This window comes from Serratia sp. PF-27, from assembly GCF_030053255.1.
Taxonomy (GTDB): Bacteria; Pseudomonadota; Gammaproteobacteria; order Enterobacterales; family Enterobacteriaceae; genus Serratia; species Serratia bockelmannii.
Genome location: NZ_JASGBT010000015.1, coordinates 620,327 through 635,740, shown reverse-complemented (window position 1 = coordinate 635,740; position 15,414 = coordinate 620,327). Strand labels below are relative to the sequence as shown.

At 61.3% G+C, this 15,414-nt stretch carries 16 protein-coding genes; 10 read left to right on the top strand and 6 right to left on the bottom strand.

Features of this window, described 5'->3' with window-relative positions; translation table 11 throughout:
* The 4 genes from sapD to sapA are packed head-to-tail and all read right to left on the bottom strand — an operon-like array spanning nt 1 to nt 4,481.
* A complete protein-coding gene (gene sapD / locus QMZ29_RS07865) occupies nt 1–993 on the bottom strand; it encodes a putrescine export ABC transporter ATP-binding protein SapD (RefSeq protein WP_019452674.1) in 993 nt (330 codons plus the stop codon).
* Nucleotides 993–1,883 carry a putrescine export ABC transporter permease SapC gene (sapC, locus tag QMZ29_RS07860; RefSeq protein ID WP_004930580.1) on the bottom strand — a complete coding sequence of 297 codons (891 nt, stop codon included), beginning with the start codon at nt 1,881–1,883 and terminating at the stop codon, nt 993–995. The genes sapD and sapC overlap by 1 nt, the downstream gene beginning before the upstream one ends.
* Nucleotides 1,870–2,835 (bottom strand): putrescine export ABC transporter permease SapB, encoded by a 966-nt coding sequence (gene sapB, locus QMZ29_RS07855; RefSeq protein WP_004930575.1) that lies wholly within the window; start codon nt 2,833–2,835, stop codon nt 1,870–1,872. Before sapB ends, sapC begins: the two co-directional genes overlap by 14 nt.
* On the bottom strand, nt 2,832–4,481 hold the full coding sequence (sapA, locus tag QMZ29_RS07850; protein WP_049207454.1) for an ABC transporter substrate-binding protein SapA: 1,650 nt from the start codon (nt 4,479–4,481) through the stop codon (nt 2,832–2,834). Before sapA ends, sapB begins: the two co-directional genes overlap by 4 nt.
* Nucleotides 4,482–4,685: 204 nt before the next feature.
* Between sapA and folE2 the strand changes: the two genes are divergently transcribed.
* From folE2 to zigA, 3 genes are read left to right on the top strand one after another with little or no spacing between them, the layout of a single operon-like run.
* Nucleotides 4,686–5,612: a GTP cyclohydrolase FolE2 gene (folE2, locus tag QMZ29_RS07845; protein WP_060433159.1), complete on the top strand. Its 927-nt coding sequence runs from the start codon at nt 4,686–4,688 to the stop codon at nt 5,610–5,612.
* The gene (locus QMZ29_RS07840; RefSeq protein WP_025303003.1) at nt 5,602–6,162 is read left to right on the top strand and encodes an LbetaH domain-containing protein; all 561 of its coding nucleotides are present in this window, start codon (nt 5,602–5,604) and stop codon (nt 6,160–6,162) included. Before folE2 ends, QMZ29_RS07840 begins: the two co-directional genes overlap by 11 nt.
* A 10-nt stretch (nt 6,163–6,172) precedes the next feature.
* Nucleotides 6,173–7,360, top strand: a complete 1,188-nt coding sequence (gene zigA, locus QMZ29_RS07835; RefSeq protein WP_025303002.1) for a zinc metallochaperone GTPase ZigA — start codon at nt 6,173–6,175, stop codon at nt 7,358–7,360.
* Between the two features lie 193 nt (nt 7,361–7,553).
* Here the strand turns inward: zigA and pspF are convergent, their stop codons facing one another.
* Nucleotides 7,554–8,561, bottom strand: coding sequence for a phage shock protein operon transcriptional activator (gene pspF, locus QMZ29_RS07830; protein WP_043143644.1), 1,008 nt, complete (start codon nt 8,559–8,561; stop codon nt 7,554–7,556).
* A gap of 184 nt (nt 8,562–8,745) precedes the next feature.
* On the opposite strand from pspF, the gene pspA reads away from it, so the two are divergent.
* From pspA to tyrR, 7 genes are all read left to right on the top strand, one after another.
* Nucleotides 8,746–9,411 (top strand): phage shock protein PspA, encoded by a 666-nt coding sequence (gene pspA / locus QMZ29_RS07825; protein WP_193402309.1) that lies wholly within the window; start codon nt 8,746–8,748, stop codon nt 9,409–9,411.
* A gap of 63 nt (nt 9,412–9,474) precedes the next feature.
* Nucleotides 9,475–9,702 carry an envelope stress response membrane protein PspB gene (gene pspB, locus QMZ29_RS07820; protein ID WP_004930553.1) on the top strand — a complete coding sequence of 76 codons (228 nt, stop codon included), beginning with the start codon at nt 9,475–9,477 and terminating at the stop codon, nt 9,700–9,702.
* Nucleotides 9,702–10,061 (top strand): envelope stress response membrane protein PspC, encoded by a 360-nt coding sequence (gene pspC / locus QMZ29_RS07815; protein ID WP_004930552.1) that lies wholly within the window; start codon nt 9,702–9,704, stop codon nt 10,059–10,061. The genes pspB and pspC overlap by 1 nt, the downstream gene beginning before the upstream one ends.
* 95 nt (nt 10,062–10,156) lie before the next feature.
* Complete coding sequence (pspD, locus tag QMZ29_RS07810) at nt 10,157–10,423, top strand: phage shock protein PspD (protein WP_025302999.1); 267 nt, start codon at nt 10,157–10,159, stop codon at nt 10,421–10,423.
* Complete coding sequence (locus tag QMZ29_RS07805) at nt 10,404–11,801, top strand: YcjX family GTP-binding protein (protein ID WP_025302998.1); 1,398 nt, start codon at nt 10,404–10,406, stop codon at nt 11,799–11,801. The genes pspD and QMZ29_RS07805 overlap by 20 nt, the downstream gene beginning before the upstream one ends.
* Nucleotides 11,798–12,859, top strand: coding sequence for a YcjF family protein (locus QMZ29_RS07800; RefSeq protein WP_197834977.1), 1,062 nt, complete (start codon nt 11,798–11,800; stop codon nt 12,857–12,859). The genes QMZ29_RS07805 and QMZ29_RS07800 overlap by 4 nt, the downstream gene beginning before the upstream one ends.
* Before the next feature lie 313 nt (nt 12,860–13,172).
* A complete protein-coding gene (gene tyrR / locus QMZ29_RS07795) occupies nt 13,173–14,744 on the top strand; it encodes a transcriptional regulator TyrR (protein ID WP_060433158.1) in 1,572 nt (523 codons plus the stop codon).
* 57 nt (nt 14,745–14,801) lie between these two features.
* Here tyrR and tpx read toward each other — a convergent pair whose 3' ends face one another.
* Nucleotides 14,802–15,305, bottom strand: coding sequence for a thiol peroxidase (tpx, locus tag QMZ29_RS07790; RefSeq protein WP_004930536.1), 504 nt, complete (start codon nt 15,303–15,305; stop codon nt 14,802–14,804).
* Nucleotides 15,306–15,414 lie beyond the last annotated feature (109 nt).

The window sequence follows — 15,414 nt, the reverse complement described above, 5'->3', positions numbered from 1 at the left end:
TTATTGCTCCTCCATGTTCAACGGGAAGTGGCAGGCGAAGAAGTGGTTTTTGACCGGGCGCAGGCGCGGCGTTTCGATGCACTTCTTCTGCGCGTAAGGGCAGCGTGGCCCCAGGCGGCAGCCGATCGGCAGGTGTTCCAGTGAAGGAATGGCGCCCGGTAGCGTGTTCAACCGGCTTTTGTGCGGCAGCGAGCGGCCGAAGTCCGGCATGGCGCGGATCAGCGCCTGGGTATAAGGGTGGTGCGGCGCCGCCAGCAGCTCTTCGCACTGGGCGCTTTCCACCGTTTGCCCGCAGTACAAGACGTTCACCCGGTCGGCCCACTTGCTCATCATCTGCAGGTCGTGACTGATCAGCAGAATGGTGGTGTTGTTGTTCTGATTGAGACGCGCCAACAGGCGGAAAATCTGCGCCTGGGTGGTCGGCTCCATGGCGTTGGTCGGCTCATCGGCGATCAGCAGGCGCGGCTGGTTGGCCAGCGCGATGGCGATCATCACTTTTTGGCACTCGCCCTCGGTCAGCTCGTACGGGAAGCTGCCCATGATGTCGTCGTGATCCTTGATGCCGACGCGGTGCAGCAGTTCGATGGCGCGGCGTTTGCGCCAGTTGAAGCGTTGCCACCAGCGGCCCTTGTAGGTCCAGCCCGGTATGGCCTGCGCCAGCTGGCGGCCGATGCTTTCGGAGGGATCGAGACAGGACTGCGGCTCCTGGAAGATCATCGAGACGTTGTGGCCCACCAGCCTGCGCCGCTCGCGCGGGCTTAGCTGCAGCAGGTCGATGTCGTCGAAGCGAAAGCGATCGGCGGTGACGCGCCAGTTGTCTTTGGTCACGCCGCAGATGGCCTTGGCGATCAGGCTCTTGCCGGAGCCCGATTCACCCACCAGGCCGCGCACCTCGCCCTCGGTCAGCGTCATGCTGACGCGATCGACCGCCTTGACCGGCCCTTCGGCGGTCATAAATTCAATCGTCAGATTGCGGATATCGAGTAACGGCATTATTCCACCCCGGCATTGATTGCGCGGCGCATACCGTCGCCTAACAGGTTAACCAGCAGCACGCTGACGAGGATGGCCGCGCCGGGCAGCATCACCGTCCAGGGCGCAACGTACACCAGCTCGAGCGAATCGCCGAGCATCGCTCCCCATTCCGGCGAAGGCAGCTGCGCGCCGAGATCGAGGAAGCCGAGTGCGGCGATATCCAAAATGGCCATCGACAGCGCGCGGGTGAATTCGGTCACCAACACCGCCGCGATGTTCGGCATGACCGCGTACCACAAGATCTGCAGCGTGGAAGCGCCGTCAAGCCGGGCCGCCACCACGTACTCTTTCTCCAGTTCGTCGTGCACCGCGCTGTAGATAGTGCGCACCATGCGCGGCAACAAGGCGAGCCACACCGCCAGCATGGCGTGTTCAAGTTTGGGGCCGATAAACGCCACCACCACGATCGCCAGCAGCAGCGAGGGAATCGACAGCAGGGTATCGAGGATGTGGTTGAGCACCGCCGAGCGCAGCCCGTGGGTGACGCCGGCGAACACGCCGAGGATCACCCCGCAGAACGCCGCGGCCAGCGTCACCGCCAGCGCGGAGCCGAAGGTGGCGGCGGTGCCGGTCAACAGGCGGCTGAGGATGTCGCGCCCGAGATCGTCGGTGCCGAGGAAAAACGACACGTTGCCATAGCGCGACCACGACGGCGGTAGCAGCTGATAACCAAGGAACTGCTGATCCAGCGCGTAGGGCGCCAGCAGGCTGCCGAACAGCGACAGTAGCAGCAGGGCGATCACCCCGTAAAAACCGATCATCGCCAGCGCGTCGCCATAGAAAATCCGCCAGGTGTAGCGCAGCGGGCTCGGCATCTTTTTCTCGCGGTATACGTTATCGAAGGGCATACCATTCCTTATGTTTCAGCGGGTTGGTTGCCGCACCCAGAATGTCGGCCAGAACGTTAATGGTGATCACCAGCGTGCCGACCACCATGACGCCGGCGGAAATTGCCGCATAGTCCTGCTGGCGAATGGCGTTGATCAGCCACCGGCCGAGGCCCGGCCAACTGAACACCACTTCGGTGATCATTGCCAGCGTGAGCATGGTGGAGAACTGCAGCCCCAGCTTGGGCACAATTGGCGGCAGCGCATTGTGCAACACGTGGCGGCGAATGATGGTGAAGCGCGACAGGCCGCGGGTAGCGGCGGCCTTGATGTAGTTTTGGCTCAGCACATCGTCGGTGCTGATGCGCATCAGGCGCACCACTTCGGTGGTGGGCGCCACCGCCAGCGCGGCGATCGGCAGGATCATGTGACGCAGGGCGCTGCCGATCATCTCGGCGCGGTACGGCGAGTCCGACAGCCAGGCGTCGATCAGCGCGAAACCGGTGATAGGCTTCACCTGATACAGCAGATCGAAACGGCCGGAAACCGGCAGCCAGCCGAGATGCAGCGAGAAGAACAGCATCAGCAGCAGCGCCAGCCAGAACACCGGCATTGAAAAGCCCAGCAGCGCGAAGGTGCTGATGGCGGTGTCCTGCCACTTGCCGCGCAGCACGCCGGCGATGATGCCCAGCGGAATGCCGATAAACAGCGCCAGGGCGAACGCCAGCAGGCACAGTTCCATGGTGGCCGGGAATACTTCGCGCAGCTGTTCGCTGATCGCCTGGCCGTTGATGCTGGAGACGCCGAAGTCCCAATGGAGCAGGCTGACGAAGTAGAACTGATAGGCGTCCAGCAGGGCGGCGCCGTTCAGCGGTGCGCGCGGCGTGAAATAGCTCAGGCTGAAGCTGACCAGCGTCAGGAAGAACAGCGTGATCAGCAGCAGCAGAATGCGGCGCAGGGTAAAGATAATCACTTGTTCACCTCCGGCGCGGATTCACGGTACACCCCGGCGAACGAGGCGTTGCCGAACGGGCTCAGCACCAATCCCTTGATGTCGTAGCGGTAGGCCTGCAGACGCAAAGAAGAGGCCAGCGGCAGCACCGGCAGTTGCTGCTCGAGGATTTTCTGCGCCTTGCGGTAGTTGTCGATGCGCTGAGACAGCTGCTGCGACAACAGCGCGTTCTGCAGCACCTCGTCGAAGCCTGGGTCACACCAGTGAGCATAGTTGGTTTGCGAACGGATTGCCGCGCAGCTCAGCAGCGGCCGGAAGAAGCTGTCCGGGTCGTTGCTGTCGGTGGCCCAGCCGGTCAGGGTCAGATCGTGGTTCATTTCCATCAGGCGCGCCTCTTGGAAACGGCCTTCTACCGGCACGATGGTGACGTTGATGCCCACCTGGCCGAGATCGGCCTGGATCAGCTCGGCGGTTTTCAGCGGGCTCGGGTTGTAAGACTGCGAGGCGGTCGGCACCCACAGCTTCAGGTTCAGCTGGCCGACGCCGGCCTGCCGCAGCATCTCGCGCGATTTGGCCGGATCGTACTCGGTGACGTGCGCGTCGTTGTCATAGGCCCAGGAGGCGCGCGGCAAGATTGAGGCGGCGGTTTCCGCCGTGCCGTAATAGATCGACTGCATCAATCGTTGGTTGTTGATCGCCAGCGAGATCGCCTGGCGCACATTGAGGTTGTCGAGCGGCGGTTTGCGGGTGTTGAACGCCAGATAGGCGATGTTCATCCCCGGGCGCAGCGTCAGGCGCAGGCGCGGATCGTCGCGCAGGATAGACAGCTGGCTGGCCGCCGGATAAGCCAGTACGTCGCACTCGCCGGTCAGCAGCTTGGAGAGGCGGCCGGTGCCGCCGGCGCCCAGATCGATCACCACCTGCGGCATGCGCGGCAGGCCTTTCCAGTAGGCGGCGTTGCGCGCCAGGCGAATATATTGCCCCGAGCGGTATTCGTTGAGCAGGAACGGGCCGCTGCCGACCGGCTCGCGGTCGATCAGCTCCTGATGGCCTTGGCGCGTCAGCGTGTCGGCGTATTCGGCGGACAGCACCGGCGCGTAGTGGGTCGCCAGGTGCCACAGGAACGAGGCGTCCGGTGACTGCAGGCGAATCTCCACTGTGTAGTCGTCGAGCTTTCTCACGCTCTGCACCGAATCGCCGAACTGCAGGCTGTCGAAATAGGGGTATTCGCCACCGTTGACGTCGTGATACGGGTGTTTTTGGTCAAATACGCGCGCGAAGCTGAACACCACGTCGTCGGCGTTCATCTTGCGGGTGGGCGTAAACCAGGCGGTGGTCTGGAACGGCACGTCCTTGCGCAGATGGAAGCGGTAGGTGGCGCCGTTGTCCAGCACCTCCCAGCTTTGCGCCAGTTCGGGGATCAGCCGGTAGGTGTACGGGTCGACGTCCAGCAGGCGATCGTACAGCTGGGCGGCCAGGGTATCCACCGTCAGGCCGCTGCTGGCCATTTGCGGGTTGAAGGTATTCAGTATGCCGCTGACGCAATAAACAAAGCCGCTCTGGCGAATGTCCGGCAGCGGCGCCGCGCTGGGCGCGGGCGGTGTTGTCGCGGCCAGGGCAGAGCCCGTCAGGCACAACGACAGTATCCAAAAGGGTAAACCACGCATAGAGGCTCATGGGTTAATCAGCAATAGCGTTAGTGTATCGTACTCTGACCAGCAGCCCAATCCATTGAACAAAATCGCTGAGTTTTCTGCGACTTGATTAATCAGGCCGTTCAGCGGCAAGAAAAAAGTTTTTCATGTTATGTTATAATATAACAAAACCGTGTTACCGTTCCCCGGCAAAGTCACAATAACGCAAGGGGATGTATGAACGAAGTTGCACTTCCACCACGCCGTTCGCTGCCGGACGCTCAGGCATGGCGCGGCGAAATGAGTGATGTCGGGCTCGATTGGGTCGGGATGCAAGGGATCGCGCTGCCGCTGGAACTGGCTGGCAAGCCATTGATGGCGAAGGTCGACGCCGGCATCAACCTGCGCGCCGAAGCGGCGGGCGAACGCGGTATTCACATGTCGCGGCTGTATCTGGCGCTGGACGAATTGACGCAGGGCGAGCTGACGCCGCAGCGCATCGGCCGGACGCTGCAGGCCTTTCTGGATTCGCAGCCAGAACACAGCGATCGCGCCAGCTTGTCGATCAGCGGCGAGCTGTTGCTGTCACGTCCGGCGCTGCTGTCGCCACAGCGTGGCTGGAAGGCTTACCCGCTGCGCATCGAGGCCACCCTGGCAGGCACGCTGACGCTGGCGCTGACCGTCGGCGTGCCTTACTCCTCTACCTGCCCGAGTTCGGCGGCGCTCAGCCGTCAGTTGGCGCAGCAACAGTTTCAGTTTGATTTTGAACAGGCGGCGGAGCGGGTCAGCCAACGCCAGGTGAGCGAGTGGCTGCTGGAGCAAGGTATGCCGGCCACGCCCCACAGCCAACGCAGCTGGGCCTGGATCACCGTGACGCCCGAGAATGAACGGGCGTTCGAACCGGTGAAACTGATTGACCGCATCGAACACGCGCTGGGCACGCCGGTACAAACGCTGGTGAAACGCCGCGACGAACAGGCCTTCGCATTGGCCAACGGTCAGAACCTGATGTTTTGCGAGGACGCGGCGCGCCGTCTGTATGGCATGCTGCGCAGCCAGTGCGACTACCGCGCTTTTTCGCTGCGCGTCGAGCATCAGGAGAGCCTGCATGCCCACAATGCGGTGGCGGAGCTGAGCTGGCGGGGAGAACACCATGCTGCGTAAAAATCCCAGCGGCCATCTGCCGCAGGTCTCGCCGCTGGCCTACATCGATCCCACCGCCATTATTTGCGGCCGGGTGATCGTCGAAGATTTCGTCTACGTCGGGCCGTATGCGGTGATCCGTGCCGACGAGTTGAACGCCGCCGGCGACATGGAGCCGATCGTCATCGGCTCGCACTCCAATATTCAGGACGGTGTGGTGATCCATTCCAAGAGCGGGGCGGCGGTCACCATTGGCCGTTACAGCTCTATCGCCCACCGCGCCATCGTTCACGGCCCGTGTCGCATCGACGATCGGGTGTTTATCGGTTTCAACAGCGTGCTGTTCAACTGCCACATCCAGTCCGGCTGCGTGGTGCGTTATAACGCGGTGGTGGATGGCGTGACGCTGCCGGAAAACCGCTATATCCCCTCGACCGAGCGCGTGGGGCCGGACAGCGACCTGTCGCGCTATCGCCAGGTCGACCGCGGCGCGCTGCAGTTTTCGGAAGAAGTGGCCGCCACCAACGTCGAGCTGGTGCGCGGTTACCAGGCATTACGCAATGAATTTTAGTGAGGCTCTCATGAAACAACTTCCCGTGACCGTGCTTTCCGGCTTTCTCGGCGCCGGCAAGACCACGGTGCTGAACCACATCCTGAACAACCGGCAGGGCATGCGCGTGGCGGTGATCGTCAACGACATGAGCGAGGTGAATATCGACGCCGCGCTGGTGGAGAATGAAGTGCACCTCGATCGCCAGCAGGAAAAGCTGGTGGAGATGAGCAACGGCTGCATCTGCTGTACGCTGCGCGAAGACCTGCTGGTGTCGGTGCGCGAGCTGGCGCAGGACGGGCGCTTCGATTATCTGCTGATCGAATCGAGCGGCATCTCCGAACCGCTGCCGGTGGCGGAAACCTTTACTTTCGAGGATGAAGAAGGGGAAAGCCTGTCGCAGTTCGCCCGGCTGGATACCCTGGTGACGGTGGTCGACGGGGTAAATTTCATCCAGCAATATCAGCAGGCGCAAAGCCTGCAGGAGGCCGGTCAAAGCCTGGGCGAGGACGATCTGCGCAGCGTGGCGGACCTGTTGATTGAGCAGATCGAATTCTGCGACGTGATCCTGGTCAGCAAAACCGATCTATTGACGCCAACCCAGCAGGGCGAAGTGATGGCGCTTCTGGCCAGCCTGAACCCCGACGCCCGCATTGTGCCGATCGCGCCGGGCAAACTGCCGCTGGAGGTAGTGCTGAATACCGGCAGCTTCAGCTTTGAAAAGGCTCAGCAGGCACCCGGCTGGCTGAAAGAGCTGCGCGGCGAACACGTGCCGGAAACGGAAAGCTACGGCATCAGTAGCTTTGTCTATCAGGCGCGGCGGCCGTTTGCGCCGGACAAGTTCTACCGCGTGATCAACGGCGACTGGGGAGGCGGCAAGCTGCTGCGGTCGAAGGGCTTCTTCTGGCTGGCGACGCGGCCGCGGCAGGCCGGGCAGTGGAGCCAGGCGGGCGGCATCGCCCATTATGGCCTCGCGGGCACCTTTTGGCGCGCCATCCCGCAAGATAACTGGCCGCAGGATCCCGAAACGCGGGCGCATATTCAGGAGAAATGGGTGGAACCGTTCGGCGACATGCGCCAGGAGCTGGTGTTTATTGGCCAGCATTTGCAGCAGGCGACGATCGTGCGTCTGCTGGACGACTGCCTGTTGAGCGACGATGAAATGGCCGCCGGCGTGGACTATTGGCTGGACATGGCAGACCCGTTCCCTGAGTGGTAATTGCGCAATTTTCGTGTGGAAATGAGAAAAATTCTCAACAAAGTGCTTTACAGACGATACTGATAACTATTATCATCGCCTGGCAGTTCACGGAAGGCCACAGTTTGCGGCTCTGATGTGGAAGGCACGACATTGCTCACATTGCTTCCAGTGTTTTTTAAGCCAGCTCGGGTGCTGGCTTTTTTTTTGCCTGTTATTCCTCGTCCGCTTCGCCGTTTTGCAGCAGCGCATGCTTTTTCAGCATACCGCGCAGCTGATGATAGGTGAGCCCCAGCAGCTGCGCCGCCTTGCGCTGATTGAACCGCCCGTGCTGCAGCGCCGCTTCGATCAATGCCTTCTCCTGCTCCAGCTGCCAGAGTTTCAAATCCAACGGCAGCGGCGGTAACGCGCCGGCGTCTTCAGGAATGGGCGCGACCGGCGTGGCCTCGCGTGGCGCAAACGGGTTGATGACGATCTCATCCAGCGGGCTGTCGCTGTCGCCGTGACGATAGACTGAACGCTCCACCACGTTTTTCAGTTCGCGCACGTTGCCCGGCCAGCCATACTCGAGCAACGTTTGCCTGGCACGTTCGGTAAAGCCGGGAAACAGCGGCAGCGCCAGCTCGCGGCACATTTGAATGGCGAAATGCTCGGCCAACAGCATGATATCGGGCCGCCGTTGGCGCAGTGGCGGCAGTTGCACCACGTCGAACGCCAGCCGATCTAGCAGATCGGCGCGGAATTTGCCCGCCGCCGCCAGCGCCGGCAGATCGTCGTTGGTGGCGCACACCAGGCGCACATCCACCCGCAGCGGCTGGCTGCCGCCCACGCGTTCCAGCTGGCCGTATTCGATCACCCGCAGCAATTTCTCCTGCACCAGCATCGGTGCGGTCGCCAGCTCATCGAGGAACAGCGTACCGCCGTCGGCGCGTTCGAAGCGGCCCAGATGGCGCTTTTGGGCGCCGGTAAACGCGCCGGCCTCGTGGCCGAACAGTTCGGAATCCAGCAGGTTTTCATTCAGCGCCGCGCAGTTAAGCGAGATGAACGGCCCTTGCCAACGGTTGGAGAGGTAGTGCAGACGGTGGGCGATCAACTCCTTGCCGGTGCCGCGTTCGCCGATCACCAGCACCGGCTTGTTCAGCTTTGCCACCTGGGAGACTTGCTCCAAGACTTCGACAAAGGCGTTTGCTTCGCCCAACAAATTCTCTGGCTGTTCGTTCATGATGAAATTCGCCAATGTTTGGTGAAAATAATCACTCTACAGCAAGCGCGCAGAGAGTCAAAAATAAAGAGTTGTTGTTTTTCAATGATTTAAAAGTTGGCACGGGTTTTGATTATCTCTCTGGGCAAGCTGTACGACTTAACGCGGCGCTTCAGACGCCATCAGAACCAAGAGGAAGTGAATTATGGGTATTTTTTCTCGTTTTGCCGACATCGTGAACGCCAACATCAACACCCTGCTGGACAAGGCGGAAGATCCGCAGAAGCTGGTGCGGTTGATGATCCAAGAGATGGAAGACACGCTGGTTGAAGTTCGCTCTACGTCGGCGCGTGCGCTGGCGGAGAAAAAGCAGCTGCTGCGTCGCATCGAGCAGGGTGAAAACCAGGTCAGTGACTGGCAGGAAAAAGCCGAACTGGCGCTGCGCAAAGATAAAGAAGACTTGGCCCGTGCGGCGCTGATCGAAAAACAAAAGGTGGCCGATCTGATCGCTACGCTGACGCAGGAAGTGTCGACCGTAGAAGAAACGCTGGCGCGCATGAAGAGCGAAATCGGCGAGCTGGAAAACAAGCTGACAGAAACCCGTGCGCGGCAGCAGGCGTTGGCGCTGCGTCATCAGGCCGCATCTTCTTCTCGTGACGTGCGCCGCCAGCTCGACAGCGGCAAGCTGGATGAGGCGATGGCGCGTTTCGAACAGTTCGAACGTCGCATCGACCATATGGAAGCCGAAGCGGAAAGCATCAGCATTGGTAAAAAGAAGTCGCTGGACCAGGAGTTTGCCGAGCTGAAAGCCGACGACGCCATCAGTGAGCAGCTGGCGGCACTGAAAGCTAAAATGAACCGCTCCGAGTAAGGCGAGCCGCGGCCACACGCCGGAGGTGGCCGCCTATCCAGGATCCGATAAGAAGGAACAACAATGAGTGCTTTATTACTTGCCATTCCGCTGACAATTTTCGTGCTGTTTGTCGCGCCGATTTGGCTTTGGCTGCATTACAGCAATCGGCAACAGACCGGCATCCAGCTGAGTCAGCAAGAAATGCAGCGCCTGGCGCAGCTGGCGGAAGATGCCAAACGCATGCGTGAACGCATTCAGGCGCTGGAAGAGATCCTCGATGCGGAACACCCGAACTGGAGACAGTCCTGATGAGCACGACGCTGGGCAGTAAAAAGCTTTATCGCGTTCCCGAAGAAGGCATGGTGAAAGGCGTCTGCGCCGGTTTGGCGCACTATTTCGACGTACCGGTGCGACTGATCCGCGTGATGGTGGTGCTGTCGCTGTTCTTCGGGCTGTTCTTCTTCACGCTGGTGGCCTATATCGCGCTGGTGTTCGTGTTGGATGAAGCGCCGGCCAGCCGTTTCGAAGGCGAGCATCAGAAGACGCCGCGCCAGCTGCTCGATCAGCTGGAGTATGAGTTGGGCAGCGGCGAGCAGCAGCTGCGTCAGGTCGAGCGCTACGTGACGTCCGATACCTTCGGCGTACAGAGCCGTTTCCGCAAGCTGTAACCCTTCTTGCGATACCCGGCCTGCGCAGGCCGGGCATCTTCGCCGCCGTTATCCCGTTGAATGTACCTTAATCTCTTGTGCCGGAGGGCATTGTCATGAATAAAATCGATGTTGCAAACACCGCCAGAACGGGTGGATTTAAACGAGGAGCGGCGGCAATGTTGAAGACATTGGCTAAAGTCATCATCATAGCGTTATTGAACTATGGCCCGGCGGGCGCCGCCGGCTGGCTGCTGAAAACCGTCGGCCGTAAACCGGTGCGCGTCGTGCTGGCGCTGGTGCTGGAACCGCTGTTCCGTAAAGGCCTGAACAAGGCATTCGGGCGTTACGTCAAGGAGAGCAATGAAACGACTGCAAAATGAGTTAACCTCGCTGGTCAACCGCGGAATGGATCGCCATCTGCGCCTGGCGGTGACCGGCCTGAGCCGCAGCGGCAAAACCGCCTTTATCACCGCCTTCGTCAACCAACTGCTGCATGTGCACAGCGGCGCGCGCATGCCGCTGTTTTCACCGGTGCGCGAAGAGCGCCTGCTGGGCGTCAAACGCATCCCGCAACGCGATCTCGGCATCCAGCGTTTCACCTATGACGAAGGGCTGGCGCAGCTGTACGGCACGCCGCCGGCCTGGCCGACGCCGACGCGCGGGGTCAGCGAAATCCGGCTGGCGCTGCGTTACCGCTCCAACGACTCGCTGCTGCGGCACTTCAAAGACACCTCCACGCTGTACCTGGAGATCGTCGATTATCCGGGCGAATGGCTGCTGGATCTGCCGATGCTCGAACAGGATTACCTGGCCTGGTCGCGCCAGATGACCGGGCTGCTGCAGGGCGAACGCGCCGAATGGGCCAAGCCCTGGCTTGAACTGTGCAAGGCCTGCGATCCGCTGGCCCCGGCCGACGAAAACCGGCTGGCGGCGATCGCCCAGGCCTACACCGATTATCTGTTGCGCTGCAAAAGCGAAGGGCTGCACTTCATTCAGCCGGGGCGTTTCGTGCTGCCGGGCGACATGGCCGGCGCGCCGGCGCTGCAGTTTTTCCCGTGGCCCGACGTGGCCGCGATCGGCGAATCGAAGCTGGCGCAGGCCGACAAACACACCAACATCGGCATGTTGCGCGCTCGCTTCAACTACTACTGCCAGTCGATCGTCAAAAACTTCTACAAAGAACACTTCGTTCGTTTCGATCGTCAAATCGTGCTGGTTGACTGCCTGCAGCCGCTCAACAGCGGCCCGCAGGCGTTCAACGACATGCGCCTGGCGTTGACCCAACTGATGCAGAGCTTCCATTACGGCAAGCGCACGCTGTTTCGCCGCTTGTTCTCGCCGACCATCGACAAACTGATGTTCGCCGCCACCAAGGCGGACCATATCACCGCCGATCAGCACGCCAATCTGGTGTCATTGCTGCAGCAGCTGGTGCAAGAGGCGTGGCAGAACGCGGCGTTCGAGGGCATTAGCATGGATTGCGTCGGCCTGGCCTCGGTGCAGGCGACCGAGAGCGGCATCGTCGATCACCAGGGGCAACGCATTCCGGCATTGAAGGGCAACCGCCTGAGCGACGGCGCACCGCTGACGGTGTTCCCCGGCGAAGTGCCCGCCCGCCTGCCGGGGCCGGCGTTCTGGCAGAACCAGGGGTTCCACTTCGATGAGTTTCGTCCGCGCGCCATGAGCGTGGACAGCCCGTTGCCGCACATCCGCCTGGATGCGGTGATGGAGTTTTTATTGGGAGACAAATTGCGATGAGCGAGCCGATCAAACCGCGTATCGATTTTGACGAGCCGCTGCAGCCGCCGCAGGAGCCGGCGTTGCGCGCCGGCGTCGCTTTCGATGCCGAACAGGCAGAAAGCTTTTTCCCGGCGGCGCCGGAGCTGCAGCAGGAAGAGGAAGAAGGGCGCGCCGAAGGCATCATCAACGCCGCGCTGAAACCTAAACGCAGCCTGTGGCGCAAAATGGTCACTGCCGGGCTGGCGCTGTTCGGCGCCAGCGTGGTGGCGCAGGGCGTGCAGTGGGTGCATACCGCCTGGGTGCAACAGGACTGGATCGCCATGGGCGGCGGCGTGGCCGGCGGCCTGATCGTGTTCGCCGGCGTCGGTTCGGTGGTCACCGAATGGCGGCGTTTGTATCGGCTGCGCCAGCGCGCGGAAGAGCGCGACGTGGCGCGCGAGCTGTTGCACAGCCACGGGCTGGGGCAAGGGCGCGAATTCTGCGAGAAGCTGGCGCGTCAGGCCGGGCTGGATCAGGGGCATCCGGCGTTGCAGCGCTGGCAGGCCTCGTTGCATGAAACCCAAAATGACCGTGAAGTGGTGGAGCTGTACGCCAAGCTGGTACAGCCAGTGCTCGACAACCAGGCGCGGCGCGAAATCAGCCGCTCCGCCGCCGAATCGACGCTGATGATTGCCGTCAGCCCGTTGGCGCTGGTGGATATGGCGTTTATCGCCTGGCGCAACATCCGTTTGATTAACCGCATCGCGGCGCTGTACGGCATCGAACTGGGTTACTTCAGCCGCATTCGTCTGTTCCGCCTGGTGCTGCTCAACATCGCCTTCGCCGGCGCCTCTGAACTGGTGCGTGAAGTGGGCATGGACTGGATGTCGCAGGATTTGGCGGCGCGGCTGTCGGCGCGTGCGGCGCAGGGTATCGGCGCCGGGTTATTGACCGCGCGGCTGGGCATCAAGGCGATGGAGCTGTGCCGCCCGCTGCCGTGGCTGGAGGGGGAAAAGCCGAAGCTTGGCGATTTCCGCAGCCAGCTGATCGGCCAGTTGAAAGACACGCTGAAAAAGAGCGACGGCAAGGCCAAATAACCCCGCGATGGCGCTCCCAGGAGCGCCGTTTTCTCAACGGCACCGACGCCGGACGTAATCGAGACTTGACGACAGTCGATCCCCCTGTGATTGCGTGATAAATCTCTGCAAAATTAATTCTGATTGTGATAACTCTCTGTTTGTAGGCTAAAATGACGCCGATGCTGTTATCCGCTTGCGTTTAAAATCAGCAACCACGGCAATAAATCAGAGTTCTGTCAACTTTTGCTGACAGATCGCTTCTACCGCCCGGTGCGAGGGAGTATCATCATCGTCAACGATCCCCGCACCTGCAGAGATAAGGCCAACACTGATGCGTTTGGAAGTATTTTGCGAAGACCGCCTCGGTCTCACTCGAGAATTACTCGATCTTTTGGTATCGCGCAGCATTGACTTACGTGGCATCGAAATCGATCCCATCGGCCGCATTTACCTCAATTTCTCCCAGCTGGATTTCGATACTTTCCGCGCGCTGATGGCGGAGATCCGCCGCATCGCCGGCGTGACCGACGTGCGCACCGTCAGCTTTATGCCTTCCGAACGCGAGCATCGCGCGCTGCGTGCGCTGCTGGAATCGATGCCGGAACCGGTGTTCTCTATCGACATGAAGGGCAAGGTCGAGCTGGCCAACCCGGCGGCGCAGGCGCTGTTCAGCCTGAACGAAGACAAGATCCGCAACCAGACTGCCGGAGCGCTGATCGGCGGCTATAACTTCAGCCGCTGGCTGGAGAGCGAGCATACGGCGCCGCACGCCGAGCGGGTGGTGATCCGCAGCCAGGACTTCCTGATGGACATCACGCCTATCTATCTGGAAGACGAACAGCAGCAGGCGGCCGCGGTCGGCGCGGTGGTGATGCTGAAGTCCACCGCGCGCATGGGCCGCCAGCTGCAAAATCTATCGGTGAACGACGATACCGAATTCGACCACATCGTGGCGGTGAGCGCCAAGATGCGTCACGTGCTGGAGCAGGCGCGCAAGCTGGCGATGCTCGATGCGCCGCTGCTGATCGTCGGCGATACCGGTACCGGCAAGGATATTCTGGCCCGCGCCTGCCATTTGCGCAGCCCGCGTGGCAAACAGCCGTTCCTGGCGCTGAACTGCGCCGCGCTGCCGGATGACGTGGTGGAGAGCGAACTGTTCGGCCATGCGCCGGGCGCTTATCCCAACGCGCTGGAAGGCAAGAAGGGCTTCTTCGAGCAGGCCAACGGCGGTTCGGTGCTGCTGGATGAGATCGGCGAAATGTCGCCGCGTATGCAGACCAAGCTGCTGCGTTTCCTCAACGACGGCACGTTCCGCCGCGTTGGCGAAGAGCATGAGGTGCACGTCGACGTGCGCGTGATCTGCGCCACCCAGAAAAACCTTACCGAGCTGGTGCAGCGCGGCGAATTCCGCGAAGATCTCTATTATCGCCTCAACGTACTGACCATCACCATCCCGCCGCTGCGCGAACGTCCGCAGGACATCATGCCGTTGACCGAGCTGTTCGTGGCGCGCTTCGCCGATGAGCAGGGGGTGTCGCGGCCCAAGCTGGCGAACGATCTGGGCGGCTTCCTCAGCAAGTACGGCTGGCCGGGCAACGTGCGTCAGCTGAAAAACGCTATCTACCGCGCGCTGACGCAAACCGAAGGCTACGAACTGCGGCCACAGGATATCGTGTTGCCGGAGTTTGAGGTGGAGATGTCGCTGGGCGACGAGGTGCTGGACGGTTCGCTGGACGACATCAGCAAGCGTTTCGAGCGCTCGGTGCTGACGCGCCTGTATCGCACCTATCCCAGCACCCGCAAGCTGGCGAAGCGGCTGGGCGTTTCCCATACCGCCATCGCCAACAAGCTGCGCGAGTATGGCCTGAGCAGCCGCAAAGGCGGCGCTGAGGGCGAAGAATAAGAAAGGCGCCTTGCGGCGCCTTTAATGGGTATCCAAAGCCGGCGTTCGCCGGCTTTGTTATTTCAGCGCAGCCAGCGCCGCGTCGTAGTCAGGCTCGGTGGTGATTTCGTTCACCAGCTCGCTGTACAGCACGTTGTCCTGGCCATCCAGCACCACGACCGCACGCGCGGTCAGGCCTGCCAACGGGCCTTCGGCGATTTCGACGCCGTACGCCTGCTTGAACTCGGCGCCGCGCAGGGTAGACAGGGTAACCACGTTGCTCAGGCCTTCCGCGCCGCAGAAGCGAGACTGCGCGAACGGCAGATCGGCGGAGATGCACAGCACCACGGTGTTATCCAGGCCGCTGGCCAGCTGGTTGAATTTACGCACCGACGTCGCGCAGACGCCGGTATCGATGCTTGGGAAGATGTTCAGGACTTTGCGTTTACCCGCGAAGCTGCTCAGCGCCACGTCTGACAGGTCTTTGGCAACCAGTGAGAAGGCCTTGGCCTGTTCGCCCTGCTGTGGCAGTTTGCCTGCTACGCTGACCGGATTGCCTTGAAAATGTACTGTCTGAGTCATTGCTAGATTCCTTTTACAGGTGTTTATACAAAGGGTATGAACCTGATGAAACGGCGCGCCGGCAACGGCATTTAACATCAGGTTCACACCCTGGCGCCAGTTTATGACA

What these genes read in the sequence shown, in the direction of transcription:
- sapD (WP_019452674.1), bottom strand. Translation starts at nt 993, where the DNA reads ATGCCGTTACTCGATATCCGCAATCTGACGATTGAATTTATGACCGCC.
- sapC (WP_004930580.1), bottom strand. Translation starts at nt 1,883, where the DNA reads ATGCCCTTCGATAACGTATACCGCGAGAAAAAGATGCCGAGCCCGCTG.
- sapA (WP_049207454.1), bottom strand. Translation starts at nt 4,481, where the DNA reads ATGCGTGGTTTACCCTTTTGGATACTGTCGTTGTGCCTGACGGGCTCT.
- folE2 (WP_060433159.1), top strand. Translation starts at nt 4,686, where the DNA reads ATGAACGAAGTTGCACTTCCACCACGCCGTTCGCTGCCGGACGCTCAG.
- QMZ29_RS07840 (WP_025303003.1), top strand. Translation starts at nt 5,602, where the DNA reads ATGCTGCGTAAAAATCCCAGCGGCCATCTGCCGCAGGTCTCGCCGCTG.
- zigA (WP_025303002.1), top strand. Translation starts at nt 6,173, where the DNA reads ATGAAACAACTTCCCGTGACCGTGCTTTCCGGCTTTCTCGGCGCCGGC.
- pspF (WP_043143644.1), bottom strand. Translation starts at nt 8,561, where the DNA reads ATGAACGAACAGCCAGAGAATTTGTTGGGCGAAGCAAACGCCTTTGTC.
- pspA (WP_193402309.1), top strand. Translation starts at nt 8,746, where the DNA reads ATGGGTATTTTTTCTCGTTTTGCCGACATCGTGAACGCCAACATCAAC.
- pspB (WP_004930553.1), top strand. Translation starts at nt 9,475, where the DNA reads ATGAGTGCTTTATTACTTGCCATTCCGCTGACAATTTTCGTGCTGTTT.
- pspC (WP_004930552.1), top strand. Translation starts at nt 9,702, where the DNA reads ATGAGCACGACGCTGGGCAGTAAAAAGCTTTATCGCGTTCCCGAAGAA.
- pspD (WP_025302999.1), top strand. Translation starts at nt 10,157, where the DNA reads ATGAATAAAATCGATGTTGCAAACACCGCCAGAACGGGTGGATTTAAA.
- QMZ29_RS07805 (WP_025302998.1), top strand. Translation starts at nt 10,404, where the DNA reads ATGAAACGACTGCAAAATGAGTTAACCTCGCTGGTCAACCGCGGAATG.
- QMZ29_RS07800 (WP_197834977.1), top strand. Translation starts at nt 11,798, where the DNA reads ATGAGCGAGCCGATCAAACCGCGTATCGATTTTGACGAGCCGCTGCAG.
- tyrR (WP_060433158.1), top strand. Translation starts at nt 13,173, where the DNA reads ATGCGTTTGGAAGTATTTTGCGAAGACCGCCTCGGTCTCACTCGAGAA.
- tpx (WP_004930536.1), bottom strand. Translation starts at nt 15,305, where the DNA reads ATGACTCAGACAGTACATTTTCAAGGCAATCCGGTCAGCGTAGCAGGC.